This window comes from Actinoplanes sp. 13 (genome assembly GCF_056134165.1).
Genome location: NZ_JBVYOQ010000002.1, coordinates 296,179 through 320,174 on the forward strand (window position 1 = coordinate 296,179; position 23,996 = coordinate 320,174).

At 73.1% G+C, this 23,996-nt stretch carries 23 protein-coding genes and 1 pseudogene; 9 read left to right on the top strand and 15 right to left on the bottom strand.

Going from position 1 to position 23,996, the window contains the following annotated elements:
• Nucleotides 1-15 precede the first annotated feature (15 nt).
• Nucleotides 16-474: pseudogene (locus tag AC0NH5_RS05945) on the top strand (N-acetyltransferase); the annotation flags it as partial.
• 226 nt (nucleotides 475-700) lie between these two features.
• On the opposite strand, the gene AC0NH5_RS05950 reads toward AC0NH5_RS05945, so the two are convergent.
• From AC0NH5_RS05950 to AC0NH5_RS05960, 3 genes are read right to left on the bottom strand one after another with little or no spacing between them, the layout of a single operon-like run.
• Nucleotides 701-1,567: a TIGR03619 family F420-dependent LLM class oxidoreductase gene (locus AC0NH5_RS05950; RefSeq protein ID WP_474400765.1), complete on the bottom strand. Its 867-nt coding sequence runs from the start codon at nucleotides 1,565-1,567 to the stop codon at nucleotides 701-703.
• Entirely contained in the window at nucleotides 1,568-2,470 is a 903-nt protein-coding gene (locus tag AC0NH5_RS05955; RefSeq protein ID WP_474400766.1) for an acyl-CoA dehydrogenase family protein, read from the bottom strand. It lies immediately after the preceding gene.
• A 9-nt stretch (nucleotides 2,471-2,479) separates the two neighbouring features.
• The gene (locus AC0NH5_RS05960) at nucleotides 2,480-3,568 is read right to left on the bottom strand and encodes an acyl-CoA dehydrogenase family protein (protein ID WP_474400768.1); all 1,089 of its coding nucleotides are present in this window, start codon (nucleotides 3,566-3,568) and stop codon (nucleotides 2,480-2,482) included.
• A gap of 70 nt (nucleotides 3,569-3,638) precedes the next feature.
• Between AC0NH5_RS05960 and AC0NH5_RS05965 the strand changes: the two genes are divergently transcribed.
• A complete protein-coding gene (locus AC0NH5_RS05965; protein WP_474400770.1) occupies nucleotides 3,639-4,754 on the top strand; it encodes an acetyl-CoA C-acyltransferase in 1,116 nt (371 codons plus the stop codon).
• Here the strand turns inward: AC0NH5_RS05965 and AC0NH5_RS05970 are convergent.
• The 4 genes from AC0NH5_RS05970 to AC0NH5_RS05985 are packed head-to-tail and all read right to left on the bottom strand — an operon-like array spanning nucleotide 4,738 to nucleotide 8,037.
• Nucleotides 4,738-5,730 carry an NAD(P)H-dependent flavin oxidoreductase gene (locus AC0NH5_RS05970; RefSeq protein WP_474401388.1) on the bottom strand — a complete coding sequence of 331 codons (993 nt, stop codon included), beginning with the start codon at nucleotides 5,728-5,730 and terminating at the stop codon, nucleotides 4,738-4,740. The two genes, AC0NH5_RS05965 and AC0NH5_RS05970, sit on opposite strands and share 17 nt — an antisense overlap.
• A 41-nt stretch (nucleotides 5,731-5,771) precedes the next feature.
• Nucleotides 5,772-6,476: a CoA-transferase subunit beta gene (locus tag AC0NH5_RS05975; RefSeq protein WP_474400772.1), complete on the bottom strand. Its 705-nt coding sequence runs from the start codon at nucleotides 6,474-6,476 to the stop codon at nucleotides 5,772-5,774.
• Nucleotides 6,473-7,294: a CoA transferase subunit A gene (locus AC0NH5_RS05980; protein ID WP_474400774.1), complete on the bottom strand. Its 822-nt coding sequence runs from the start codon at nucleotides 7,292-7,294 to the stop codon at nucleotides 6,473-6,475. The genes AC0NH5_RS05975 and AC0NH5_RS05980 overlap by 4 nt, the downstream gene beginning before the upstream one ends.
• Nucleotides 7,291-8,037: an enoyl-CoA hydratase family protein gene (locus AC0NH5_RS05985; protein WP_474400776.1), complete on the bottom strand. Its 747-nt coding sequence runs from the start codon at nucleotides 8,035-8,037 to the stop codon at nucleotides 7,291-7,293. The genes AC0NH5_RS05980 and AC0NH5_RS05985 overlap by 4 nt, the downstream gene beginning before the upstream one ends.
• A 47-nt stretch (nucleotides 8,038-8,084) precedes the next feature.
• On the opposite strand from AC0NH5_RS05985, the gene AC0NH5_RS05990 reads away from it, so the two are divergent.
• The 3 genes from AC0NH5_RS05990 to AC0NH5_RS06000 are packed head-to-tail and all read left to right on the top strand — an operon-like array spanning nucleotide 8,085 to nucleotide 11,388.
• Nucleotides 8,085-8,810 (top strand): SDR family oxidoreductase, encoded by a 726-nt coding sequence (locus AC0NH5_RS05990; RefSeq protein ID WP_474400777.1) that lies wholly within the window; start codon nucleotides 8,085-8,087, stop codon nucleotides 8,808-8,810.
• A 34-nt stretch (nucleotides 8,811-8,844) separates the two neighbouring features.
• Nucleotides 8,845-10,353 carry an aldehyde dehydrogenase family protein gene (locus tag AC0NH5_RS05995; RefSeq protein WP_474400778.1) on the top strand — a complete coding sequence of 503 codons (1,509 nt, stop codon included), beginning with the start codon at nucleotides 8,845-8,847 and terminating at the stop codon, nucleotides 10,351-10,353.
• Between the two features lie 42 nt (nucleotides 10,354-10,395).
• Nucleotides 10,396-11,388, top strand: coding sequence for an MBL fold metallo-hydrolase (locus AC0NH5_RS06000; protein ID WP_474400779.1), 993 nt, complete (start codon nucleotides 10,396-10,398; stop codon nucleotides 11,386-11,388).
• Here the strand turns inward: AC0NH5_RS06000 and AC0NH5_RS06005 are convergent.
• From AC0NH5_RS06005 to AC0NH5_RS06035, 7 genes are all read right to left on the bottom strand, one after another.
• Nucleotides 11,375-11,974, bottom strand: coding sequence for a TetR/AcrR family transcriptional regulator (locus tag AC0NH5_RS06005; protein ID WP_474400780.1), 600 nt, complete (start codon nucleotides 11,972-11,974; stop codon nucleotides 11,375-11,377). The genes AC0NH5_RS06000 and AC0NH5_RS06005 overlap by 14 nt on opposite strands.
• A gap of 4 nt (nucleotides 11,975-11,978) precedes the next feature.
• A complete protein-coding gene (locus tag AC0NH5_RS06010; RefSeq protein ID WP_474400781.1) occupies nucleotides 11,979-12,602 on the bottom strand; it encodes a lipoprotein in 624 nt (207 codons plus the stop codon).
• A gap of 12 nt (nucleotides 12,603-12,614) precedes the next feature.
• Nucleotides 12,615-14,702, bottom strand: a complete 2,088-nt coding sequence (locus tag AC0NH5_RS06015; protein WP_474400783.1) for a hypothetical protein — start codon at nucleotides 14,700-14,702, stop codon at nucleotides 12,615-12,617.
• A gap of 14 nt (nucleotides 14,703-14,716) precedes the next feature.
• Nucleotides 14,717-15,172 (bottom strand): pyridoxamine 5'-phosphate oxidase family protein, encoded by a 456-nt coding sequence (locus AC0NH5_RS06020; protein ID WP_474400785.1) that lies wholly within the window; start codon nucleotides 15,170-15,172, stop codon nucleotides 14,717-14,719.
• Nucleotides 15,165-16,088, bottom strand: a complete 924-nt coding sequence (locus AC0NH5_RS06025) for an SDR family NAD(P)-dependent oxidoreductase (protein WP_474400787.1) — start codon at nucleotides 16,086-16,088, stop codon at nucleotides 15,165-15,167. The genes AC0NH5_RS06020 and AC0NH5_RS06025 overlap by 8 nt, the downstream gene beginning before the upstream one ends.
• A 1-nt stretch (nucleotide 16,089) precedes the next feature.
• Nucleotides 16,090-16,851, bottom strand: coding sequence for a glucose 1-dehydrogenase (locus AC0NH5_RS06030; protein WP_474400789.1), 762 nt, complete (start codon nucleotides 16,849-16,851; stop codon nucleotides 16,090-16,092).
• An 82-nt stretch (nucleotides 16,852-16,933) separates the two neighbouring features.
• The gene (locus AC0NH5_RS06035) at nucleotides 16,934-17,548 is read right to left on the bottom strand and encodes a TetR/AcrR family transcriptional regulator (protein WP_474400790.1); all 615 of its coding nucleotides are present in this window, start codon (nucleotides 17,546-17,548) and stop codon (nucleotides 16,934-16,936) included.
• Between the two features lie 89 nt (nucleotides 17,549-17,637).
• On the opposite strand from AC0NH5_RS06035, the gene AC0NH5_RS06040 reads away from it, so the two are divergent.
• From AC0NH5_RS06040 to AC0NH5_RS06055, 4 genes are all read left to right on the top strand, one after another.
• The gene (locus AC0NH5_RS06040; protein ID WP_474400791.1) at nucleotides 17,638-18,720 is read left to right on the top strand and encodes an alcohol dehydrogenase catalytic domain-containing protein; all 1,083 of its coding nucleotides are present in this window, start codon (nucleotides 17,638-17,640) and stop codon (nucleotides 18,718-18,720) included.
• Nucleotides 18,720-19,763, top strand: coding sequence for an LLM class F420-dependent oxidoreductase (locus AC0NH5_RS06045; protein ID WP_474400793.1), 1,044 nt, complete (start codon nucleotides 18,720-18,722; stop codon nucleotides 19,761-19,763). The genes AC0NH5_RS06040 and AC0NH5_RS06045 overlap by 1 nt, the downstream gene beginning before the upstream one ends.
• 204 nt (nucleotides 19,764-19,967) lie before the next feature.
• Complete coding sequence (locus AC0NH5_RS06050) at nucleotides 19,968-20,750, top strand: sigma 54 modulation/S30EA ribosomal C-terminal domain-containing protein (RefSeq protein ID WP_474400795.1); 783 nt, start codon at nucleotides 19,968-19,970, stop codon at nucleotides 20,748-20,750.
• Between the two features lie 54 nt (nucleotides 20,751-20,804).
• Nucleotides 20,805-23,711 carry an NACHT domain-containing protein gene (locus tag AC0NH5_RS06055; protein ID WP_474400796.1) on the top strand — a complete coding sequence of 969 codons (2,907 nt, stop codon included), beginning with the start codon at nucleotides 20,805-20,807 and terminating at the stop codon, nucleotides 23,709-23,711.
• 15 nt (nucleotides 23,712-23,726) lie between these two features.
• Here the strand turns inward: AC0NH5_RS06055 and AC0NH5_RS06060 are convergent, their stop codons facing one another.
• Nucleotides 23,727-23,861: a hypothetical protein gene (locus AC0NH5_RS06060; RefSeq protein WP_474400798.1), complete on the bottom strand. Its 135-nt coding sequence runs from the start codon at nucleotides 23,859-23,861 to the stop codon at nucleotides 23,727-23,729.
• Nucleotides 23,862-23,996: the final 135 nt, after the last annotated feature.

Here is a 23,996-nt window from a genome sequence, read left to right on the forward strand (position 1 = left end):
TGTATAAACGACGGCATGAGCTTGATCGTCGACGACTCCTTCGGGGTGCCCCAGCTGCACGTCGCGGGTGGGCTCCGGCTGGAGCTGCTCGGGCCGGAGCACAACGAGGGGGACCACCGGGCCTGGACGTCGAGCATCGAGCACATCCGGGCGACACCGGGCTTCCAGGGGCACTGGCCGCCGGTCGAGGGGATGAGTCTCGACGACAACTGCCTCGATCTGCAGAGCCACGCGGACCGGTCGCGGCGGCGGGTCGACTTCGCGTACTCGGTGCTCGACAACGCCACCGGTGAGGTGGTCGGCTGCGTGTACCTCAAGCCGGTCGACGGGGTCACGGCCACGTCGTGGGTGACGGCGGAGCGTGCGGAGCTCGACGAGCCGCTGACCCGGATCGTGGGGGACTGGCTGCGGCGGGAGTGGCCGTTCGAGGTGGTGCACTACCGGCTGGGGCGGACCCCGGTGGAGATCAGGCGCGGCATCCAGGTGTGGGATCTGCTGGTGACGATGGGCATGGCCCGGCAGATCCGGGTGTGGCGGGTCGATCAGGAGTGCTCCTACCGGGTGCTCGCCGCCCTCGCCGACCAGAAGTGGGGCACCGCGACGGGCGGCAATCAGCTCTTCGGCGAGGACCTGTGCCGGGTGAGCGCGACGCTGCACGGCGAGGACATCAACCACGAGCCGTGGACCTGAGCGGGCGGGGTCACGAGGTGGCCAGGGGACCGATGACGGTGTCGGCGAAGCGGTGCAGGGCGTCGCGTTTCTCGGGCAGCGGGGCGTCGAAGCGGCGCCACGGGACCACGATCGCGTCGGTGACGCCGATGGCCTGCTGGGCCCGGTAACCGTCCGGGCCGCGACGGTCGACGCACACCGCCTGGATCTCGAAGGGCAGGCCGGCCCGCCCGTAGGACGTTCGCAGGTCACGGAGACGGTCGATGGTCGTACCCAGGTCGTCGAATTTGATCATGGCTGACGACCAGCCGTCGCCGGTCCGCGCGGCGCGCCGCAACGCGGGTTCGGAGTGCCCGCCGACATAGATCGGGACGGGCCGGCCGGGCGCGGGGCTCATCTGCAGCTTGTCGAAGGCGAAGTGCCTGCCGTGGAACGAGACCATGCCCCCGCCGAGGATCAGCCGCAGCACCTCGATCGCCTCGTCGGCGCGGCGGCCCCGGTCGCGGAACTCGGTGCCGCACCAGCGTGACTCCTCCGGTGACCAGCCCAGCCCCACGCCGAGGCCGAACCGGTCGCCGGTCATCGCCGCGACCGAGCCGACCTGCCGGGCCAGCAGCACCGGGTTGCGCGGGTCGAGCTTGAGCACCTGGGTGTAGAAGCGGATCCGGCTGGTGACGGCGCCCATCGCCGCGGCGGCCACCATGGGATCCACCCACGGCGTGTCGGCGTCCCAGAAGCGGCGGCCGTCCGGGGTGTACGGGTACGACGCCGACACCTGCTCGGAGAAGAACAGCGAGTCCGGCAGCGCGATCGAGGCGAAGCCGCACTCCTCGGCGGTCCGCGCCAGCTCGGGCAGCTGGTCGGGCGGGCTGAAGACGATTCCCAGCGAGAACTTCACTCAGAACACCTCGGCGATCGTCAGCAGGTGGGCGGTGGCGCCGCCGAGCAGGAACTCGTGGTACTTGGCGGCCAGGAAATACCGGTGCAGCGGATGGTCCAGGTCGATGCCGGCGCCGCCGTGCACATGGACCGCGGTGTGCAGCACCCGGTGCCCGGCCTCGGCGGCCCAGAACCCGGCGGTGGCCACCTCGGCCCGGGCCGGACGGCCGGTGTCCAGCAGCCAGGCGGCCTGGGCGACGGCGAGGCGCAGCGCCTCGACGTCGATGTAGGCGTCCGCCAGCCGCTGCGACACGGCCTGGAAGGCGCCGATCGGGCGGCCGAACTGCACACGGGCGCCGGCGTACTCCGCGGTCATCTCCAGGGCGCGGGACGTCACGCCGAGCTGATAGGCGGCGGCGCCGACGGTGAGGCGGGCCCGCAGCCAGGCGGTGGCGCCGGGATCGCTGACGAGGGGCCGGGCGGGCAGATCGGATCGCAGCAGCCCGGTGCCGGGACCGCCCTCCACCTGCTGCGGATCGATCTTCGCGTCGGCGCCGAGCAGATACAGGCCCTCGCCGGTGACGACCAGGACCGCCTCCGGGTCCGGGTGCAGGCCGTGGACCTGGCCGTCGACCCCGAGCGCGATGACGGCGCCGGCGCCGGCCCGGTCCGCCCAGCCGGCGACGGCGAAGTGCTGGAGCGTGGCGCCCGCCGCGACGACGGAGGTGAGGTACGGGACGGTGGCGGCGTGCCGGCCGAGCGCGCCGAGCACTGCCACGTGCGCTCCCGGCCCGTACCCCTGCAAGGACGCGCTCAGAATGCCGGCCTCCGCCAGGGCCGGCCACAGCGGGCGCCCGGAGGCCGCGAGATCGTCGGTGAGGCCGGCCAGTTCCCGCGCCTCTTCGCTCGGCTCGAAATCCATGAGGTCTCCCTATCGCCGGACCGGCAGGCCGAGCGCGCCGGCCGCGATGATGTCGCGTTGCACCTCGTTGGCGCCGCCGCCGAAGGTCAGGATCAGCGCGGACCGGTGCATCCGTTCGACGCGGCCGGCCAGCAGCGCGCCCGGTGAGCCGTCGCGGACCGTGGCCGCCGGGCCGAGCACCTCCATGAGCAGCCGGTACGCCTCGATCGCCAGCTCGGTGCCGTAGACCTTGCCGGCCGAGGCCTGGACCGCGGCCGGCGCGGCGCCGTCACCGGACGCCGCCCGCCAGTTGAAGAGCTTCAGCGCCTCGGTCCTGGCGTGCACCCGGGCCAGATGCAGGCGCACCCACTCCCGGTCGAGGGCGCCGGTGGTGGCCGCCCACCCGGTCACCTCGCGCAGCGCCCGCTGCAGGGGCGCGGCGGGCACCAGGGCGACCCGCTCCCGGTTGAGCTGGTCGGTGATCAGCCGCCAGCCCCGGTTCTCCTCGCCGACCAGCGCGGAGACCGGGACCCGCACGTCGGAGTAGTAGGTCGCGCTGGTCGGGTGGCCGGACACGGTGTGCACCGGCGTCCACGAGAAGCCGGGCGCGTCGGTCGGCACGATGAGGATCGACAGTCCGCGGTGGCGTTCCGCGTCCGGGTCGGTGCGGCAGGCGAGCCACACGTAGTCGGCGTGCTCGATCAGGCTGGTCCACATCTTCTGGCCGTTGATCACGTAGTGGTCGCCGACCCGGACCGCGCGGGTGCGCAGTGCGGCCAGATCGGTGCCGGCCCCGGGTTCGGAGTAGCCGATCGAGAAGTGCACCTCGCCGGCGGCGATCCTGGGGAGCAGGTCGGCCTTCTGGGCCGCGGTGCCGTGCCGCTCGATGGTCGGCGCAACCGTGTAGAGCGTGAGGAAGGGGACCTGGACGCCGGCCAGGGCGGCTTCCTCGGCGAAGATCAGCTGCTCGATCCGGGAGCGGCCGGTGGTGGTCAGCCAGCCGTCCGTGCCGAGCCGGCGGATGGTCGCCCGATAGTCCGACATGTCTGGTAGCTGGGCGAAATAGTCCTTCAGCCGCGCGCGTAGCTGATCCTCCGCCGGTGTGAATCCCACATGCATGAGCCACCCCACTGCGGCTAAGTTAGAACACGTTCTATTAGTAGACCGAGGTTGCGGGAGGGCGTCAACAGTGGACGCGTTTCTGATCGGCGCGGTGCGCACCGCGGTCGGCCGCCGGGGCGGGATGCACGCCGCGACGCACCCGGCCGATCTCGCCGCGGGCGCGCTCGCAGCGCTGATCGAGCGGACCGGGATCGACCCGGCGGCGGTCGAGGACGTGATCCTCGGCTGCGTGGACACCCTCGGCCCACAGTCCGGTGACATCGCCCGGACGGCGTGGCTGGCGGCCGGGCTGCCGGAACACGTTCCCGGCGTGACCGTGGACCGGCAATGCGGGTCCGGCCAGCAGGCGGTGCACTTCGCCGCCCAGGCGGTGGCGAGCGGCTCCGCCGATCTGATCGTCGCCGGAGGCGTGCAGAGCATGAGCCGGGTGCCGATCGGCAGCGCGATGGCGCCGGACGGGCCCTACCGGGGTTCCGCCGGCTGGACGGCCCGCTACGGCGACGCGGAGGTCGACCAGTTCCGCAGCGCCGACGAGATCGCGCTGAAGTGGGGGATCGGCCGGGCAGAGATGGAGGAGTACGCCCTCGCGTCACACCGCAGGGCCGTCGCAGCGGCCGGCGACTTCCGGGCCGAGATCGTCGGGGACGGCGTGGACGAATGCCCGCGGCCGGACACGTCGGCGGCCGCGATGGCGGCCCTGCGGCCGCTCCGGCCGGGTGGGACGACCACGGCCGCGCTGTCCAGCCAGATCGCCGACGGCGCTGCCGTGCTGCTGATCGCTTCCGGCCGGGCGGTGAGAGACCACGGTCTGCGGCCGCGCGCCCGGGTCCGCCACGTCTCGGCCCGCGGCGACGACCCGGTGCTGATGCTCACGGCACCCATAGCCGCCACGGCGTACGCGCTGCGGCGGGCCGGCCTGAGCATCGACGACATCGACCGCTGCGAGGTCAACGAGGCCTTCGCGAGCGTCGCGCTCGCCTGGCTCCGCGAGACCGGCGCCGACCCGGCCCGGGTCAACGTCAACGGCGGCGCGATCGCTCTCGGACACCCGCTCGGCGCCACCGGCGCCCGTCTGCTCACCGGCCTGCTGCACGGGCTGGAGCGCGCCGGTGGGTTGTACGGCCTGCTCACCATGTGCGAGGGCGGCGGGCAGGCCAACGTCACGATCATCGAGCGTTGCTGAGCCGCTCCATGGTCAGCGCCGCCTCGGCCATGATCCGGTCGATCAGCTCCGCGCACGACGGCAGGTCGGTGATCAGGCCGGCCACCTGCCCGGCCGGCAGCACCCCGTACTCCGGCCGCCCCCGCACCATCGCCTCGCGCAGCAGCACCGGCGTGCTCGCCGCCATCATCGTCTGCGCCCAGCTCAGCTCCCGGCCGCGCCGGGCCGCGCGCCCGGCCCGCGCCACCTGCGGCCAGGAGAGCCCGGCCAGGCGGCGGAACACCAGCGCGTGCCGGGTCGCCCTGAGCAGGGCGCTCGCCCGTCCCGATCTTTCCAGCCCTTGGATGTACGCGGTGAGCAGCACCCGGTGCGGCACGCCGTCCACGCGTCTCGTGACGACCGTCCCGGTCACCGGCGCGTCGAGGTAGATGCGTTTGACCTTCTCGGCGACCGGGCTGTCCGAGGTGAGCAGGAACCGGGTGCCCATCGCCACCCCGGCCGCGCCGTAGGCCAGTGCGGCGACCAGCCCGCGCCCGTCGAAGAAGCCGCCGGCCGCCACCACCGGCACGTCGACCGCGTCCACCACCTGCGGCAGCAGCAGCGTGGTGGGGACCGGGCCGGTGTGCCCGCCGCCCTCGGCGCCCTGCACGAGCACCGCGTCGGCGCCCCACCCCGCGACCTTCTCGGCGTGCCGGCGGGCGCCGACCGAGGGCATCGTCAGCACCCCGTTGTCCGCGCAGCGGCGCAGCAGATCACGGTCCGGGGCCAGGGCGAACGAGGCGAGCCGCACCTTCTCCCGGATCAGCAGGTCGACGCGCTCGCGGGCGTCGGGGGCGTCGGCGCGCAGGTTGACGCCGAACGGCGCGCCGGTGCGCTCCCGGATCCGGTGGATCGTGGCGCGGAGCCGGCCGAGGCTCATCGTGGCGGAGGCGACGATCCCGAAACCGCCGGCCTCGCCGACCGCGGCGACCAGTCCGGCGCCGGCCACGTACCCCATGCCGGTCTGCACGATCGGGTGCCGGCAGCCGAGCAGGTCGGTCAGCGCGGTCCGCACCGGACCTCCTTCTCCCGCAGGCTGTCCGGGTCGAGGTGGCCGCGCAGCAGCGACAGCTCCCCGGCGGTCGGCTCGCGGGTCGGCGGCACGTGGCCGGGAACGGTCATCGGGAAGCCGGTCGCGGCGACCACCTCGGCCACCGTGACGCCGGGATGGGTGGAGCGCAGCCGCATCGAGCGGTCCGGGGTGGCGAAGTCCAGGACCGCGAGGTCGGTGACGACCACCCGGATCTCGTGCGCGCCCCGGTCGTGGCCGACGCCGGACACCATGTCGACCCGCTCGACGAAGACCCGCGGCGAGTGCCGGGGCACCCAGTAGCTGGTCGGGTGGTTGACCGTGTTGCCGGGAGCGCCGCGCACCCCGAGCAGCTGGGACCGCGGCCGGCGCCAGTCGCCGATGCAGGAGATGTTCTGGTTGCCGAACCGGTCGAGCTGGCTCGCGCCCATCATCACGTGCCGGGTGCCGGCCGCGACCATCGTGAACACCGACCGGTACGGCAGCCAGCCCTCCGGCCGGTCGTCGCGCAACAGTGTCGCCTCCCCGTCGGTGACCAGCAGGTCGGGGGCGAAGGTGAGCTGGGCCAGCCGGGCGCCGAGCCGGGGGATCAGCCCGGCGGAGCTCGCCAGCACGGCCCCGTCACCCCGCCACGCCTCGGCACACGCCACCACGCACACGTCGGCCCGGGTCATCGCCGGACCGCCCGCTGATAATCGGCCTCGTCGCCGTCGAGGTACCGGGCCCGGAAGGTGGCCCAGTCGGCGGTCGCGTACTCCCGCTGGAAGTCCTCGTCCCGGCCGTAGTCGGGCTCGCAGCTGGTGAAGTGCGCGCCGTGCGGGGTCTCCACCACACCGTCCACCATCGACCGGTTCACCAGCAGCGTCTGCGGCGGGCCGCCCGCGATCAGCTCCGCGGTGTCCTGGATCCGCTCGCAGGAGACGAAGCGGCGCTTCGCGGCCAGGCAGAACAGGTCGTCGAAGTAGGGATCCGGGCCCAGGTAGCGGCCGTTGCCGCCGGCGTCGGCACGGTTCAGGTGGATCAGTGCCACGTCGAGGTGGACCGCGGGCATGGCGACCAGCTCGGCGCCGTCGGGATAGGGGCTCGTGACGGTCCGCAGGCCCGGGTTCACCCGCATCACGTCGGAGCCGAGCCCGGCCCGGATCGGCAGGAACGGCAGCCGGTGCGCCGCCGCGAGCAGCCCCCAGTAGAGCATCCCCTCGTCGTACTCGGTCAGCTCGACGGTCCCGGCGCTGCGCGCCCGCCGGAAGTGCGGTTCCAGCGGGATGCTGTCCAGCGACACGAACCCGGTGACGATCCGGGACACGCAACCCGCCGCGAGAAGCAGGCCGGCGTCCGGCCCGCCGTACGTCACCAGGGTCAGATCCCGCGTCCCGCGCCGCGCGACGGCCCGGACCAGAGCCATCGGCTTGCGCCGCGACCCCCAGCCGCCGACGCCGATCGTCATGCCGTCGCGGATCTCGCCGGCGACGTCGTCGATGGTGAGTCTCATCGGCCCTCCCGCTCGGCCAGGAACCGCCGGCGGGCCCGATCGCCGGCGCCGTCGAGGTCGAGCTCGAAGGTGAAGCCCTGCTCGAAGCGGTAGGAGCGTTTCACGTCGACCGGGTCGATGCCGTTCAGCGACTCCTTGGCCCGGCGGACGACCGTCGGGTCCTTGCCCGCGATCTGCTCGGCGATCCGCCGCGCGGCCGGGCGCAGGCCCGCGCCCGGCACGACCTCCAGGACCGTGCCGAAGCGGTGCAGCTCCCACGCCGTGACCGGCCGGCAGGTGTAGACCATCGTCCGCATCAGCTGGTGCGGGACCAGGCGGGCCAGGTGCGTCGCCGCGCCGAGCGCCCCGCGGTCCACCTCGGGCAGCGCGAACGTGGCGTCGTCGGTGGCCACCACCAGGTCGGCGTTGCCGGCCAGGCCGACCCCGCCGCCGAGGCAGAAGCCGTGCACCGCGGCGATCACCGGCACCGGGCACTCGTAGACCGCCGCGAACGCCGCCGCGCAGCCCCGGTTCACGGCCAGCAGTCCGCGGTGCCCGCCGGCCCGCTGGATCTCCTTGATGTCCACGCCGGCGCAGAAACCGCGGCCGTCGGCGGCGAGCACCACTGCGCGGGTCTGTGGATCGGCGCCGGCCTCGTCGAGCGCGTCCGCGAGCGTGTGCCAGCCCGCGGCCGGGACCGCGTTGACCGGCGGGAAATCGATGATCACCTCGGCGACGGCGCCGCGGTGCAGCTGCACGCCCATGCCGGGAAGGCTAACCTAGCGCTTGCTCGGGTGGCTAGCATCGGCTGATGCACCCGCTCGACTTCACCGGGCGCGCCGTGGTGGTCACCGGCGGCTCCCGCGGCATCGGCGCCGCCGTCGCGCGCGCCTTCCGGGCCGCCGGCGCGCGGGTGCTGGTCTGCGGGCGCTCCGAGTCCGGCAAGCCCGATCACGTCCGGGCCGACGTGCGCGACCCGGTGCAGGCCGCCGGGCTGATCGAGGCGGCCGTGAACCGGTTCGGGCGGCTCGACGTGCTGGTCAACAACGCCGGCGGGAGCCCGCAGGTCCGGGCGGACAGCGCCTCGCCGCGACTGCACGCCAAGGTGATCGAGCTGAACCTGATCGCTCCGCTGCACGTGTCACAGGCGGCCAACGCGGTCATGCAGCAGCAGTCCTCGGGCGGCACGATCCTGATGATCGGCAGCGTCAGCGGGGTGCGGCCCTCGCCGGGAACCGCCGCCTACGGTGCCGCCAAGGCCGGCCTCCTTCATCTCGCGGCGACCCTCGCACTGGAGTGGGCGCCGCTGGTCCGGGTCAACAGTCTGGTCGTCGGGCCGGTGGGTGGCCCGGCCGTCGCGCTGCCCGCCGGCCGCACCGCCGAGCCGGCCGATGTGGCGGGCGCCTGCCTGCTGCTGGCCTCGCCGCTGGCGGGATATGTCAGCGGCGCCGCCCTCGCCGTGCACGGCGGCGGGGAGTGGCCGGCGTACCTGGCGGAGTTCCGGGGCGGGGCGTACCCTCCGCAGAAGCAGAAGTAGAACGAGTTTCAGTTCTCGCACCCGGGGGTGCCGCGTGGCTCTTTCGATCAAGGCGAAACGTGACGAGATCGGCCTGTCCACCGGCGAGCTGCTGGTCGGCGGGGTGTGGCGGGCCGCGGCCGACGGGCGCACCTGGACGCATCAGCATCCGGCCACCGCCGAGGAGGTCGGCGCGTTCGCGTTCGCGTCCCCGGCCGATGTGGACGCCGCGGTCCGCGCCGCGCGCACGGCCTTCGACGACGGGACCTGGCCGTGGATCCGGGCCAAGGACCGGATCCGGGTCCTGCGCCGGATCGCCGACGAGATCCGGGCGCACGCCACCGAGCTGCAGGCGCTCGTCGCGCTCGACAACGGGGTGCCGGTCAGCTTCGGCGAGACCTACGCGATGTCGGTCGAGTGCGTGGCCGACGTCTTCGACCATCACGCCGGCTGGGTCGACAAGATCGGCGGCGAGACGCTGCCCGGCTATCAGGGCGGTGAGCACCTGGTGATGACGTTGCGCGAGCCGGTCGGCGTGGTCGCCGCGATCATCCCCTGGAACGGGCCGCTGCTGCTCGCCGCGCAGAAGATCGCCCCGGCCCTCGCCGCCGGATGCACGGTGGTCCTCAAGCCGTCGGAGTTCGCGACCTTCGCCGCGCTCCGGCTGGCCCGCATCGTCGAGGAGGCCGGCCTCCCGCCCGGTGTGCTGAACGTGGTCACCGGTCCCGGCGAGCCGACCGGCGACGCGCTGATCAACCACCCGCTGATCGACAAGGTCACCTTTACCGGGAGCCGGGAGGTCGGGCGCAAGGTGCTCGCCGCCGCGGCGACCGGCGTCAAACGGACCAGCCTGGAGCTGGGCGGCAAGAGCCCGGCACTGGTCTTCGCCGACGCCGAGGTGTACGCGGCCGCCACCACCACGATGGGCACGGTCACCCTGGGCCTGTCCGGGCAGGCGTGCGTCGCGCACACCCGGGCGCTGGTGCACCGGGACGTCTACGAGGAGTTCCTGGCCATCGCCTCGGCGATGGCGGGCCTGGTCAACTACGGCGATCCGTTCCATCCGGAGACCACTGCCTCGCCGCTGATCAACGAGCGGCAGACGAAGCGGGTGCTCGGCTACATCGAGCGGGGTCTCGAAGAGGGCGCCCGGCTGGTCACCGGCGGCGGGCGCGCGGACGGTGAGCTGGCGGCCGGCAACTTCGTGCAGCCGACGGTCTTCGCCGACGTCGCGAACGACTCGACCATCGCCCGGGAGGAGATCTTCGGGCCGGTGCTGGCGGTGGTGCCGTTCACCGACGAGCAGGAGGCGGTGCGGCTGGCCAACGCGACGTCGTACGGGCTGGCCGCCACGGTGTGGACCACCGACGTGAAACGGGCGATCCGGGTGACCCGGGCGGTGCGTGCCGGGACCGTGGGGGTGAACGGCTACCAACTGGAGCCGCACGTGGCGTTCGGCGGGTTCGGGCAGTCCGGACTGGGCCGGGAGGGCGGGCGCGGCTCGATCGAGGCGTACACCGAGGTGAAGACGGTGCTGATCCCGACGACCGACGAGATGATGTAGGTTCTCCTTCCTAGACGGGAGTCGTCTAGGAAGGGGTGCCGCATGGACGTCGAGAAACTGCCCGGTGGCCTGGTCTCGGTTCCGGTGCCGATCCCGGACAATCCGCTGCGCTACACGCTGAGCTACCTGGTTCCGGGTGACGACGGGCTGGTCGTCGTCGACCCCGGCTGGAACAGCGACACCGGCTGGGCGGCGCTCAATGCGGGGCTGGCGGCGGCCGGGGCCACGCCCGCCGACGTCACCGGCGTCGTGCTCACCCACGTGCACCCGGACCACCACGGGCTGACGGCCCGCCTGCGGGATGCCTCCGGGGCCTGGATCGCCATGCACCCGGCCGAGCGGGACTCGCTGCGGTCCTCCTCGCCGGCCGAACCGAGCCGGGCCCTCGGCGACTGGATGCGCGGCCTGCACGTGCCCGAGGCCGAGGTCACCGCGCTGATCCAGACCTTCGGCGCCGACGTCGACCGGCACTTCGCCCCGCTCGCCGAACCCGACGTGCTGCTCTCCGACGGCGACCTGGTGCCGCTCACCGGCCGGCGGTTGCGCGCGGTCTGGACCCCCGGGCACACCCCGGGCCACCTGTGCCTGCTGGAGCCGGACGCCCAGGTGCTGCTCACCGGGGACCACGTGCTGCCCCGGATCAGCCCCACCATCGGACTCCAGCTGAGCGGCTCGGACCCGCTCACCGATTACCTCGGCTCCCTCGAGAAGATCATGGCGTACGACCATTGCCAGGTGCTACCCGGACACGAGCACCGGTTCCGCGGCCTCGCCGCCCGCGCCGGCGAACTGGCCCGGCACCACCGGCAACGGTGCGCCGAGATCCTCGCCGTCGTGGAACGCCTCGGTGCTCCGACGGTGTGGCAGCTGGCCGAGTCGCTGACCTGGTCCCGGCCGTGGGCGCAGATCGGGCCGATGCGGGTGGCCGCGATCGCCGAGACCGCCGCGCACGTCGAGCTGCTGATCCGTTCCGCCGGCCTGGTCCGCCGCCCGGACGCCCGGCTGGTCACCGCGGCGCTGGTCAGTGGCCGCTGACCGGGGCCAGCACGAAGTCGACGAGTTCCTCCGCATAGCGGTCGGCGCCCGCGGACACCCGGGCCCGCAGCCGCGGCGGTGTGACCAGCGCATGGCTCAGCGCGCCACCGCTGATGCAGTCGAGCAGCATCGTCGCGCTCGTCCCCGGGCGTAGCTGCCCGCGCTCGATGCCGCGCCGGACGATCGCCCGCCCGGCGGTGGCCTGCGACGCGAGGAACCGGTCCAGGTGCTCCCGCCCGGACGGAATGCTCTCCGCCTCCACCATCAGCCGCAGCACCGCGCCGCCCGCCTCGTCCAGGAAGGCGTGCAGCACCTGACGGGCCAGCATCACCAGATCGTCCCGGACCGAGCCGGTGTCGATGTCCCGCACGCCGGAGAGCCGGGTGGCCAGCACCGCCGCGAGCAGCGCCTCCTTGTTGGGCCAGCGCAGATAGATGGACGCCTTGCCGACCCCGGCCCGCCGGGCCACCGCGTCCACCGAGAACCGCGCCCAGCCCTCGGCGCCGAACACCTCGGCCGCGGCGCGGGTGATCCGCTCGTCGACCTCGGGATCGCGCGGCCGGCCCGCGGCGGCGCCGGCCGTCATGACCTCACCTCAGGCTCAACGTTCTCTTGGCCAGGTCGTAGACGGGCAGCAGGCCGGCATGCTCGCCGGCGCGGAACGGCACCAGCTCCACCACGACGGTGCCCTGAGGAGTGTCCAGCGCGAACGCCGTGAACCGGCTCATCTCCTCGCGCTTGTTGTTGTACCGGTCCCAGGTCACCTCGGCGGCCGGCTTCCCGCCGATCGTCACCTCGGTGTACTTCGCCTCGCGCAGCTCGTAGTCGGCGGTGGCGAGGGCGCCCTCCACGTTGTAGGCGACGAACGACTCGAGGCTGTCCCGCGGGCTGTCGGTGCCGATCTTCGAGAGGTACACGCGCAGGAAGCCCTCGGTGCCGGCCGGCTCGCCGGTGGCCGAGCAGACCGTCTCGAACGTGCCGGTGCGGAACATGGCGGCCAGGTTCGGATCGCTGACCTTGTCGAGGTCGATCGCCTTGGTGCCCCAGCCCTCGGCGACCTCGAAGGTCACCGGCAGGTCGCAGGCACTGCCCGCAAGCCCCAGCCGGGTGTCCGGTGCAACCGGGGCCGACGTGGGGGCCGACGCCGGTGCGGAGCCGGTGCAGGCGGTCAGGAACAGGATCGACGCGGCGGCGACCGCGGGGAGGATCTTCACAGGGCCGAGAGCCTACCTCGACCGGCGGCTGTCCCGGGACAGTGCCGCGATCGCCTCGTACAGGTCACGGCGCAGCCGATCGTCGAGCCAGACCATGTCGTCGGTATGCCCGTGGATCCGCTTGTCCTGCTCCGCCAGCTTGGTGAGGCCCGGCACCGCGCCGGTCGCACCCATCTCCACCAGCAGCGCGGCGGCCTCGTCCCCGTTGTAGGTGTCCTTGATGGCCGCCAGCAGCGGCGCGACCAGCTCGGCCGGTTCGGCGCCGTGCCGCCACAGCGCCCGGGCCGAGTCGATCTGCGCCCACTCGTTGCGCAGGGCGATCCGCAGCGCCGGGACCAGGGCGGCCCCCGCCTGCTCGGCGGCCATGTCGGCGGCCAGGGCGACAGCCGTCCGGGCAGGCACGTCACCGGCCCGGATCACGCCGTCGATCGTCGGGAGAACGGCGTCCGGGTCGCCGGTGGCCCGCCACACGATCCGCGCCGCGCCGATCTGGGTGTCCCGCTCCGGGTACGTGCCCGCCGTCCCGGTCAGCAGCGGGCGAAGATATGGCACCAGCGGCGCGGCAGCCGGCCCGGCGTCCGCGATCAGGCCCAGCTCCCAGTGGTGGACGTGGGCGGCGTGCGCGGCGAGCAGCGGAGCGGCCGCCGCGACGAGCGGTTCCGGATCACCGGTCACCCGCCACCGGGCGTGCCCCACCCGGACCAGGTCCGATCCGCTCGCCGCCGGCCAGGGAGCGTCGAACGCGCGGCGCAGGGCATCGCCGGCCCCCATCCGCGCGAGCGTGTTGGCGGCCGCCCAGGGCGCGCCCGGCATGGCCGCGGCGATCTCCGGGACGCTCTCCGCCGCCTCCGGGCCCCACGCGCCGAACAGGGCGACCATGGCGATCAGGCTGTTCACCGACCAACCACCGGCCAGCATCGCGGCGAGCCGCCGGCGGGCAGCGGCGAAGAGGTCCGGGTCGAACGGTGGATCCTTGATCGCACCGACCGCCCCAGGGTCGATTCCGGCGGCCCAGGCCGCCATCATCGGCTCCCGCCACCGCGGATCGCCCAGCCGGACCAGGATGGTCAGCGAAATCTGCGCCGGGCTGTACTTCCGGTCGTCGAACTCGCCGAACGCGAACTGCGTCAGCTCCGGCGCCACGGCCGCGGCCGCTGTCCCGGCCCACGCCGCCGACATGGCCGCCGCCGCCCGGACCTCCGGTTCGGGATCGTTCAGGAACGCCCGCAGCTGCGGCATCATCCGCACCGGCGCGGACCGGCTCGTCCCGAACGGCCCCTCCAGGGCGTCAGCGGCGCGGACCCGGGACTTCGTGCTCTTGAACCGGCCGGGCCCGGCCGGAGCGGACGAGACCACCGCCATCGTGGCGGCCAGCGCGTCCGCGCTCGCCCGGTCCACCCCGCTGAGCACCTCGGCGAGCGGCTCCCCGCTGCTCCAGGGGCTCTGCCACTCGTCGTCGGCGCCGAGCGCGCCGGCGATCGGTTCGACCGCCTCGGACGGCAGGCGGAGGCCGGCGCGGGCGTACCCGACGGCCGCTGCCACCGGCACCGGGAACTTCTCCGTGACCGCGCTCCGCAGCAGCCCGGCGGCGCCGTCCGGGTGCAGCCGCACGAGCGCCAGGAGCAGCGAGGACCGTACCGAAGCTTCGGTTTCCTGCGCCCAGCGCTCTTCCACCGCGTCCCGCGCCGCGGTGCCGCACCGTGCCGCCACGAAGGCCGCGTACTCCCGGATCACCGGGTCCGGGTCGGCGAGCAGTGGCAGCAGAGCCGCGGTCCGTGCCGTCAGCGCCGCCCGGACCGCGGGCAGGGCGTGGCCGTCGCTCTCGTCCGGGTCGCTCATCGCGCCGAGCACGTACAGCAGCTGTTCCCGGTGCTCGACGCCCGGGGTGGAGGCCAGCTCCACCAGGAACGGCACGGCGGCCACGGTCACCGGATAGACGGTGCCCTGGTGCCAGATCGACGAGGCGAACTCGTCGAGGCCCTCGGCGGCGACCTCCGGGTCCGGGGCGGCCAGCGCCCGCAGGATGCCCGGCGCCTCGTCGCACGGCCCGTAAGCGCCGTCGAGCACGGCCCAGTCCACATCGTCCAACCCGTCAAGCACCGGCACACGATAGATCAGGCGAGCAGCTTGCGGTGATCCCAGCTGGCCACGGTCCTCGGCTCCACGACGTAGGCGGCACGCTTGGGCGCCGCGTGCTCGACGTAAGCCTCGAGCGCCTCGCCGGGCACGTCCGGCATCCGCGCGGCGATCAGCCGGCCGACCCCGGTGACGCCGGCCAGGTCGTCGATCAGTTCGGCAGTGCCGTTGATCTGCACGCCGCGCAGCTCGAAATAGTCGTCGCCGGCCTCGACCAGGCAGGTGATGCGGGGATCGCGCGCCAGGTTGCGCGCCTTCTGCGAGGCGCGATAGGTCCAGAAGGCGATCCGGCCGGCGGACAGACCGTAGAACATCGGGACCAGGTGAGCGGAACCGTCCGGGTTGAGCGTGGCGATCTGCACCTTCCGCTCGTACGACAGGAACGCCCCGATCTCGTCGGCGGTCATCGACACCGTCTCGCGTTGGCTAGGCATCCCGCCATTGTTCTCCGAACGTCGGCCCGGCCAGCGGCAGCGTCTGCTCGCACACGAAACCCGGCCGGGGCGGGTCGTCGGTGAACACGGCGGCCAGGGCGGCGTCGAGCTCGGTGACCGTCCACTGCCCACCCGGGGCGTGCAAGGCCGCCCGGACGGTCGGCGGTCCGAGCAGCGCCACCACGTCGCCGTGCACCACGAACACCTCGCCGGTGATCCGGGCGGCGGCCGGTCCGGCCAGGTGGGCGACGAGCGGCGTGACCCGTTCCGGTGCCAACGGGTCGGGGACACCCGACGGTGGCGGGCCCATCAGGTCGCCGGTCATCGCGGTGCGGGCGCGCGGGCAGATGGCGTTGGCCCGTACCCCGTAGCGGGCACAACCCCGCGCCGTGGCCAGGGTGAGCGCGACGATGCCGCCCTTGGCGGCGGCGTAGTTGGGCTGCCCGGCCGAACCGAGCAGAAAGGCCTCCGACGCGGTGTTGACGATGCTCGCGTCCGCCGGGCCGCCCGCTGCCTTGCTCCGCTCCCGCCACCAGGCCGTGGCGAACCGGGTGGTCACGAAGTGGCCGCGCAGGTGCACCCGGATCACAGTGTCCCACTCGCTCTCGGACATCGAGAAGACCATCCGGTCGCGCAGCACGCCGGCGTTGTTGACCAGCACGTCCAGCCCGCCGAACGTGTCGGTGGCGGTCCTGACCAGGGCCGCGCCGGTGGACCAGTCGGCCACGTCGCCGGGGCAGACGGCCGCGTCGCCGCCGGCCGCCAGGATCCGGTCGGCGACCTCGTCCAGGGCCGGGCCGGGCAGATCGTTGAGCACCACCCGGGCGCCCTCGGCGGCGAGCTTCAGCGCCTCGGCGGCGCCCAGCCCCTGCGCGGCGCCGGTGACGATCGCGACCCGGCCGTCCAGCGTGGGCATGTCAGTAACCCGGGCCGCTGAGCAGGCCACCGTCGGCGAGGAACTCGGCGCCGGTGGTGTACGACGATTCGTCCGAGGCGAGGAAGGCGACCAGCCGGGAGATCTCCACCGGCTCGGCGAACCGGGCGATCGGCAGCTGTTTCAGGAAGCCGGCCCCGTCCACCCCGGTCATGAACCGGGCGGCGGACAGCGACATCGACGTCATGACGCCGCCCGGATGCACCGAGTTGACGCGGATGCCGAGGGGCCCGAGTTCCTGCGCGGCCGACCGGGTGAGGCCGCGGACGCCGAACTTGCTGGCGCTGTACGCCGTGAGGCCGGCCGCCCCGGCCATCCCCTCGATCGAGGAGATGTTGACGATCGAGCCACCGCCGGCCGCGCGCATCGCCGGGACCACCTCCCGGATGCCGAGCCACGAGCCGACCAGGTTGACCTCGAGCACCCGGCGGAACTCGGCCGGCTCCATCTCGGTGACCGGGGCGTGCCGCAGGATGCCGGCGTTGTTCACCAGCACGTCGACCCGCCCGAACGCGGAGAGCGCCGCGGCGACGGCCGCGGCCCAGTCGTCCTCGCTGGTGACGTCGTGGCGCACGAACCGGCACCGGTCGGCGCCGAGCCCGTCGGCGACGGTCCGACCCTTGTCGTCGAGCACGTCGCCGATCACCACCCGCGCGCCCTCGGCGACGAAGTGCCGGGCGTGCGCCTTGCCCATGCCGCGTGCGCCGCCGGTGATCAGCGCGACCTTGCCGTCCAGCCGCCCCATCCCGCCTCCACAACCAAGCGTTTGCTTGGGAGGCTAGCAGAATCCATGTGTGTGAAGTTCCGGCTCGAATCGAGCCGGAAGTTCACACGCTGGTGGGGGCGGTGATGCCGTCGAAGAGCAGGCGCAGCAGGCCGTCGTTGATCTGGTCGGGGGTCCAGCCGTCGCCCCGGGACCGGCTCCACGACGTCGGGATCCAGAGGATGTCGCGGAGCAGCCGGTAGGTCAGGCGGGTGTCCAGGTCGGCCCGGAAGCGGCCGGTCTCCTTCCCGCGTTCCAGCTGCTCGACCCAGGTCTGCTCGATCTCCTTCATGGCCGTCCGCAGATAGCCGAACCGTGGCTGCGCGCTGAAGTACGCCCAGTCGTTCTGCAGCATCGTCAGCGCCGCCCGGTGCCGGCTCAGCGTGGCGGTGCTGGACCGCACGATCTCCTCGATCACCGCTCGCGGCTCGCCGGCGTCCCGGGTCGCCGCCCGATAGCCGGTCAGCACGTCGTCCAGGAAGGCGCTGAGAATCTCGTCGCCGATCGACTCCTTCGAGTCGAAGTGGTGGTACAGGCTGCCGGAGAGGATGCCGGCGGCGTCCGCGATCTCGCGTACGGTCGTCGCGCGGAACCCCTTCTCGGCAAAGAGATCACCGGCGAGCTGGACCAGACGCGCGCGCCGCTCGGAGTTCGGCGCGGCCTTCTTCGGGGTCGTCACCAGGCCATTATGCCGCCCGGCCAAACGCTTGCTTGGTCACACCCACCCGGATAGCGTGGAACGCGTTCTAGTTTCGAGGGGGTGCCGGGATGCGCGCGGCGGTGCTGCACACGATCGGGGACGAGAAACTCGACATCCGTGACGACGTGACCGTCATCGGTCCCGGGCCGGGCGAGGTGCACCTGCGGGTGCGCGCCGCCGGCGTCTGCCACTCCGATCTGTCCGCGGTCAACGGCGGCCTGCCGCAGCCGGTGCCCGCGGTCCTCGGCCACGAGGCGGCCGGCGACGTCCTGGCCGTCGGCGACGGCGTGCCCGACATGGCGCCCGGCGACCGGGTCGCGGTGAACTGGCTGCCCTCCTGCGGCGCCTGCGCGCACTGCCTGCGCGGGGAGCACCACCTCTGCCTGACCCACGTGATGGCCGGTTACGTGATGCCCCGCTTCCTCGTCGGTGACCAGCCCGCCTTCGGGATGGCCGGATGCGGCGCGTTCGCCGAGGAGATGGTCGTCCCCCGGGCCGGCGCGGTGAAGATCGACGCCGACGTGCCGTACGAGGTGGCCGCCATGGTCGGCTGCGGGGTGACCACCGGGGTCGGCGCGGTGATCAACACGGCGCGGGTCCGGCCGGGCGACACCGTCGTGGTGATCGGCTGCGGTGGCGTGGGCATCGCCGCGGTGCAGGGCGCCCGGCTGGCCGGCGCCGCGGTGATCGTCGCGGTCGACACGGCACCGGCCCGGCACCAGGCGGCCCGCCGCTTCGGCGCCACCCACTCGGCCACCCCCGACGAGCTCAGCGACCTCCAGACGGAGATCGTCCCGGAGGGCTTCGACTACGCGTTCGACGTCGTCGCCCTGCCGCAGACCCTGCGGGCGGCCTGGACAGCGGCACGGCGGGGCGGCAGCGTGGTCGTCGTCGGCGCCGGGCGTGCCGAGCACCAGGTCGAGTTCAGCCCGTTCGAGCTGCTGTTCGAAGGCAAGACCATTCTTCCGTCGCTGTACGGTTCGGCCGACCCGCCCCGCGACTTCGGCCGGCTGCTGGCGCTGTGGCGGGCCGGCCGCCTCGACATCGAGGGCATGATCAGCCGCCGGTTGCGCCTGGACCAGGCCGGTGACGCGCTGGCGAGCCTCGGCAGCGGCGACGTGATCCGCCAGGTCCTGCTGAGCGAGGGTTGATGCGCCTCGGGATCCAGCTGGGCTACAGCGGCGAGGGCTTCGCCGAGGTGGTCAGCGAGGTCGTCGAGTTCGAGCAGGTGGGCGCCGAGCTGGTGGTCGTCCCGGAGGCGTACAGCTTCGACGCCGTCAGCCGGCTGGGTTACCTGGCCGCCCGGACCGAGCGGATCGGGCTGGCCTCCGGGGTGATGCAGACCTACACGCGCACGCCCACCCTGACGGCGATGACCGCGGCCGGGCTGGACCACGTGTCCGGCGGCCGGTTCTCGCTGGGGCTGGGCGCCTCCGGGCCGCAGGTGATCGAGGGCTTCCACGGGGTCCGCTACGACGCCCCGGTCGCGCGCACCCGCGAGATCGTCGAGATCTGCCGCCGGACCTGGCGACGCGAGCCGCTGGTCTTCGCCGGCGACCACTACCGGATCCCGCTGCCCGGCGACCACGGCAAGCCCCTCAAGCTGATCAACCGGCCGGTGCGCGCCCGCATCCCGGTCCTGCTGGCCGCGATGGGACCGCGCAACGTCGCGCTGGCGGCCGAGATCGCCGACGGCTGGCAGGCACTGTTCCTCGACCCGGGCGCCGTCGAGAGGGTCTTCGGCGACGCGCTCGCCGACGGGCTGGCACGGCGGGATCCCACGCTGGGGCCACTGGACGTGTCGGTGCCCGTACCCTTCGCCCTCGCTGATCCGGCCCCCGGCCTGTTGTCGCGGCACCGCGCGCAACTCGCCCTCTACCTCGGCGGCATGGGCGCCCGCACGCGCAACTTCTCCAACGCGCTGATCCGCCGGTACGGCTATCCGCGGGAGGCCGCGCTGATCCAGGATCTCTACCTGGCCGGCCGCAAGGCCGAGGCCGCGGCCGCCGTCCCCGACGACCTGGTGTCCGCGACCTCGCTCGTCGGTCCCCCCGAGGAGGTGCGGCGCAGGCTGACCGCCCTGGCCGCCGCCGGTGTGACGACGGTGCTGGTGTCACCGCTCGCCAATACCCGTGCCGAACGAGTAAAAGACGTCGCCACCCTCCGCCGGCTCATCGACGAGCAAGCCGCCTAGCTACTCGGCCGTATGGATTGCGCTGGGTAGCTCCGCAGTGACAGAGTTCTTGCGCCCGCCCTCTGCGCCCCGACGAGATCAGCTCGACGAGATCAAGGTAAACAGGGCCGAACGGCTCTGGACCCGCCCGGCGGGTCGCCGATCTGCTGTTCCCTGAAGCCGTCACCGGCCACGGTGGCGGACCCTGCCGACAAGGAACGCCGAATGTCGAATCGCAGCAGCGTTGCTGTAGCAGTCCGCGGCGCCGTCACGCAGAACGAGGCGGAGCACGTGCAGGACATGGTCGGCCCGGAGATCGCCGGGCTCGGCCATCCGGTCGAGCAGGCCCGGTTCCGGCTGACCCGCTACGGCGGCCGTGGCCTCCCAATGCTGGTGGTTGCCCAGGTGAACGTGGTGGTGGCGGACCGCATGGTGCGCTCACAGCTGGGCGCGCCGACCGCCCGGGAGGCGATCGACGGCGCCGCCGCTGGCCTGCGCTGGCGTCTGCACCGGCTGGGCCGCCGGCTCGCCGCGGAACGCTCCGGTGACGTCGGGCTGGGCCCGGCCGGCTGGCATGCCGTCGCGCTGCCGTCCCCGGCGGGGCTGCTGATGGAGCGCACCCGGCCGCGCAAGCTGGTTCGCTCCAAGACGTGCCGCCTGGCGGTGCAGGACGTGGACGCGGCCGCCTTCACGATGGAGCTGCGGGACTACCCGTTCCATCTGTTCGCCGACGACACCACCGGGGCGGAGAGCGTGCTCTACCGCGGCGGGCCGACCGGTTACCGCCTGCTGCGCACGGTGGCCGGGCCCGATCCGGAGGGCTCTGCGGTGCCGCTGACCGTGCGCGCCTGGCCGGCGCCGGTGCGGCCGGTGGCGCAGGCGGTCGAGACGCTGAACTCGACCCCGGGCCGGTCGTTCGCCTTCTTCACCGACCCGATCACCGGCCGCGGACGGGTGCTCTACCGCCGTTACGACGGCGACCTGGCGCTGCTGTCGCCGACCTGGTGAAAGCATGAGGTGCCGCACGGCCTGACGGTGGGCGCCGCTTCCTATATTGGGCGGGTGGCGAAAGGGCTGACGTACCACGACGCGCTCAAGCTTCTCGGTGGCTCCGGGCCACTGATGAAGATCTTCGACAACGCGCTGGGCACCGCGTTGCTCCTCGGCACGGGCGGCGGCAGCGAGGTCGCCGTCAGCCTTTTCGACGCCAAGACCGAGGCGATCCGGCTCGGCCAGGCGGTGGAATCAAGGATCACCGATCTGGTACGCGGAAACGGGCGCTTCAACCGGAGCGAACGACTGCAGGCAGCCCACGGGGTGCTGGTGATCACGGCCTTCTTCGAGGCGCTGGACATCTGCCTCGACGCGGCCGGCCTCGAGTCGTCCGACCTGGACCGCGACGAGCAGACCCGGCTGGTCGCCGCCGCGGGCGCCGGGAGTTCCTGGCCGGCCCGGCTGCTGGCGTCCGGCCTGCCGGTGCCGTCGCCCGACCTCGCCTATGACGGCCTGCTGGCCGAGCTGCACGAGTGGTTCACCCGGACGGCGGCCCGCACCGCCGCGGACCTCGGCCTCCAGGCGGGCAACTATCTCGCCGCGCGGGTCCCGGACCTCGCCGTCGCGCGGTACGAGGAGAGCATCCGCCGGCTGTCCGAAGAGGTGCCGGAGTTCGCGCTCTGGATGCGGCAGGTGGCCGACCGGGCCGCCCACCGCGGTCTCGAAGCGCTCGAAGCCACCCTGCTCAAGGTCAGCTCGCACCGCGACCCGGCGCGGCAGCGGGCCGCCCTCGCCCTCACCTATCGCGCCGAACTCGGCAGCCCGATCCTCGGCGGCGACGCCGGCGACCTGGTGATGCCGGGCCTCGGGCTCGGCTATCTCGACCCGCGCTTCCGGGTGCAGACGGCCGGTCCCGGCGCCCGTCCCGCCGACGAGAGCTGGTGGGACAGCGAGCCGCGGGCCGACCTGGCCGCGTTCCTCGCCACCTACCTGACCACCCCGCAGGCCGCCGGCACGCCGCTGCTGTTGCTGGGACAGCCCGGCGCGGGCAAGTCCACGCTGACCAGGGTCCTTGCCGCCCGCCTGCCCGCCGCCGACTTCCTGGTCGTCCGGGTCGCGCTGCGCGAGGTGCGGGCCGAGGCGGAGATCCAGGACCAGATCGAACAGGCCCTGCGCACCACGATCGGCGAGACCGTCGCCTGGCCCGACCTGGCCCGCGACGCCGACGCCGCGATGCCGGTCGTCCTGCTCGACGGCTTCGACGAGCTGCTCCAGGCCACCGGCATCCACCAGTCCGACTACCTGCAGCGGGTGGCCGCCTTCCAGCAGCGTGAGGCGAGACTGGGCCGCCCGGTAGCGGTGATGGTGACCAGCCGGATCGCGGTCGCCGACCGGGCCCGGGTGCCGGCCGGCAGCCTGGTCGTCCGGCTGGAGGCCTTCGACGAGGCGCAGCAGGAGCACTGGCTGCGGATCTGGACCGACGCGAACGCCGGCCACTGGACCGACAGCCGGCGCCCGTTGACCGTCGCCACGCTGCGCCGCTTCCCGGCCCTGGCCGAGCAGCCGTTGCTGCTGCTGATGCTCGCGCTCTACGACGCCACCGGGAATGCGCTGCAGGACGCCGGGGCGTGGTTCGACACCGGCCAGCTCTACGAGCGGTTGCTGCACGAGTTCGCGCTGCGCGAGGTGCACCGCGTGCATGGCGACCAGCCGGACGCCGCGCTTCCCGGCCTCGTGGAGCAGGAGCTGCTACGGCTGTCGGTGGTGGCGTTCGCGATGTTCCACCGGCTGCGGTTGTGGGTGACCACCGACGAGCTCGACGCCGACCTGAGCGGGCTCGATCTGCGGCCGGTCCACCGGACCGGCGCCGGCTTCAAGCCCGCGATCAGCGCCGGCCAGGAGATGGTCGGCCGGTTCTTCTTCATCCAGCGCGCCCAGGCGGTCCGCGACGACCGGACCCTGCGGACGTACGAGTTCCTGCACGCCACCTTCGGCGAATATCTCGTGGCACGGTTGGTGGTGCGCGCGCTGGACGATGCCGTCGTCCTCGCGCAGGCGCGGGCGCGCACCCTGAACCCGGGCACGGCGGAGGACGACGACCTGCTGCAGTCGCTGCTCGGGTACACCCCACTGTGCGCCCGCACCACGATCCTGCCGTTCGTCACCGACCTGCTGAAGCGCCGCGACACGCCGCCGGTCCGGGAGTGGATCGTGGACCGGCTGCGGGTCGCCGTGACCAGGCCCAGCTTCACGCCACGCGACTATCAGCCGGTCGACAAGCGGATCGACTACTGGATGGCGACGTACTCGTTCAACCTCCTGCTGCTGGCGCTCTGCTGCGAGCGCCCGGTGCGGGCGTCCGAGCTGTACCGGCACGCCAAGGACCCGGCCGGCTGGCTGCGCGACATGTCGATGCAGTGGCGGGCCGCAGTCCCCAGCGGCATGTTCCTCGACGCGATGGCGTCGATCCAGGTGAGTCAGACATGGGCCGATGACGGGCGGCGTGATCTGCTCCTGGAACGCGTCCCCGTCCCGTCGATCGTGCCGGTCGACCCGCGGTGGTCGTTGGGGTCCACCGGCGCCCTCGGCGGGGTCGACTCGCACTTCGTCCCGGCGGCGGTCCAGGCGATGAACCTGAGCAGCGGGTTCTCGGACGACGCCTTCCGGCACACCCTCGACCCGTTGCTCGACCTGGAGCCCATGCTGTCCGTGACGTTCATACGGCATGGGCCCGACGACTACGAGTCGGCGGGCCACACCCTGTTTGCCCTGCTGCTCGCCTCGGCGCGGAAGGCGGAACCAGAGACGCTGATCCGCGCCTTCGAGCGATATCTGAAAGCTGTGGAGACCGCCTGGTTCCCGGACGCGGGCAGGGTCTTCACACGCCTGCTCGACGCTGACGCGGCACGTCTGCCCGTCGACGCGGTGGAGGCTCTGCGACAGCAGGCACTCAGAACCTTCTCGAACGCCTGGTAGGCGTAGGGCGTACCCCTAAGATCTCCGGCCGGACCGGCGGAAGAGCCGGCTCAGGCGCGCCGCGAAGTGGCCCATCGCCTTCTCCATCTCGCGCACCTGGGCGTCCTGAAGTTCGACGATCTGGTGGATCATGTTCGGCATCGGCATCATGTCGGTGGTTCCTCCTCGTGATCGGGTGGCCTTTCACCTACGACGACGCGGGCGATCACCGAAATCGACACCACCGCGATGTCGATTTCCGCGGACCGGCGCGTCGTGCTGGATGAGAGCCCCGATCAGCGGGGC

Coding starts and splice junctions, on each gene's coding strand:
- AC0NH5_RS05955 (WP_474400766.1), bottom strand. CDS start 2,470: ATGGATTTCGAGCCGAGCGAAGAGGCGCGGGAACTGGCCGGCCTCACC.
- AC0NH5_RS05960 (WP_474400768.1), bottom strand. CDS start 3,568: ATGCATGTGGGATTCACACCGGCGGAGGATCAGCTACGCGCGCGGCTG.
- AC0NH5_RS05970 (WP_474401388.1), bottom strand. CDS start 5,730: ATGGGGTACGTGGCCGGCGCCGGACTGGTCGCCGCGGTCGGCGAGGCC.
- AC0NH5_RS05975 (WP_474400772.1), bottom strand. CDS start 6,476: ATGACCCGGGCCGACGTGTGCGTGGTGGCGTGTGCCGAGGCGTGGCGG.
- AC0NH5_RS05980 (WP_474400774.1), bottom strand. CDS start 7,294: ATGAGACTCACCATCGACGACGTCGCCGGCGAGATCCGCGACGGCATG.
- AC0NH5_RS05985 (WP_474400776.1), bottom strand. CDS start 8,037: ATGGGCGTGCAGCTGCACCGCGGCGCCGTCGCCGAGGTGATCATCGAT.
- AC0NH5_RS05990 (WP_474400777.1), top strand. CDS start 8,085: ATGCACCCGCTCGACTTCACCGGGCGCGCCGTGGTGGTCACCGGCGGC.
- AC0NH5_RS06000 (WP_474400779.1), top strand. CDS start 10,396: ATGGACGTCGAGAAACTGCCCGGTGGCCTGGTCTCGGTTCCGGTGCCG.
- AC0NH5_RS06005 (WP_474400780.1), bottom strand. CDS start 11,974: ATGACGGCCGGCGCCGCCGCGGGCCGGCCGCGCGATCCCGAGGTCGAC.
- AC0NH5_RS06020 (WP_474400785.1), bottom strand. CDS start 15,172: ATGCCTAGCCAACGCGAGACGGTGTCGATGACCGCCGACGAGATCGGG.
- AC0NH5_RS06025 (WP_474400787.1), bottom strand. CDS start 16,088: ATGCCCACGCTGGACGGCCGGGTCGCGATCGTCACCGGCGCCGCGCAG.
- AC0NH5_RS06030 (WP_474400789.1), bottom strand. CDS start 16,851: ATGGGGCGGCTGGACGGCAAGGTCGCGCTGATCACCGGCGGCGCACGC.
- AC0NH5_RS06040 (WP_474400791.1), top strand. CDS start 17,638: ATGCGCGCGGCGGTGCTGCACACGATCGGGGACGAGAAACTCGACATC.
- AC0NH5_RS06045 (WP_474400793.1), top strand. CDS start 18,720: ATGCGCCTCGGGATCCAGCTGGGCTACAGCGGCGAGGGCTTCGCCGAG.
- AC0NH5_RS06050 (WP_474400795.1), top strand. CDS start 19,968: ATGTCGAATCGCAGCAGCGTTGCTGTAGCAGTCCGCGGCGCCGTCACG.
- AC0NH5_RS06060 (WP_474400798.1), bottom strand. CDS start 23,861: ATGATGCCGATGCCGAACATGATCCACCAGATCGTCGAACTTCAGGAC.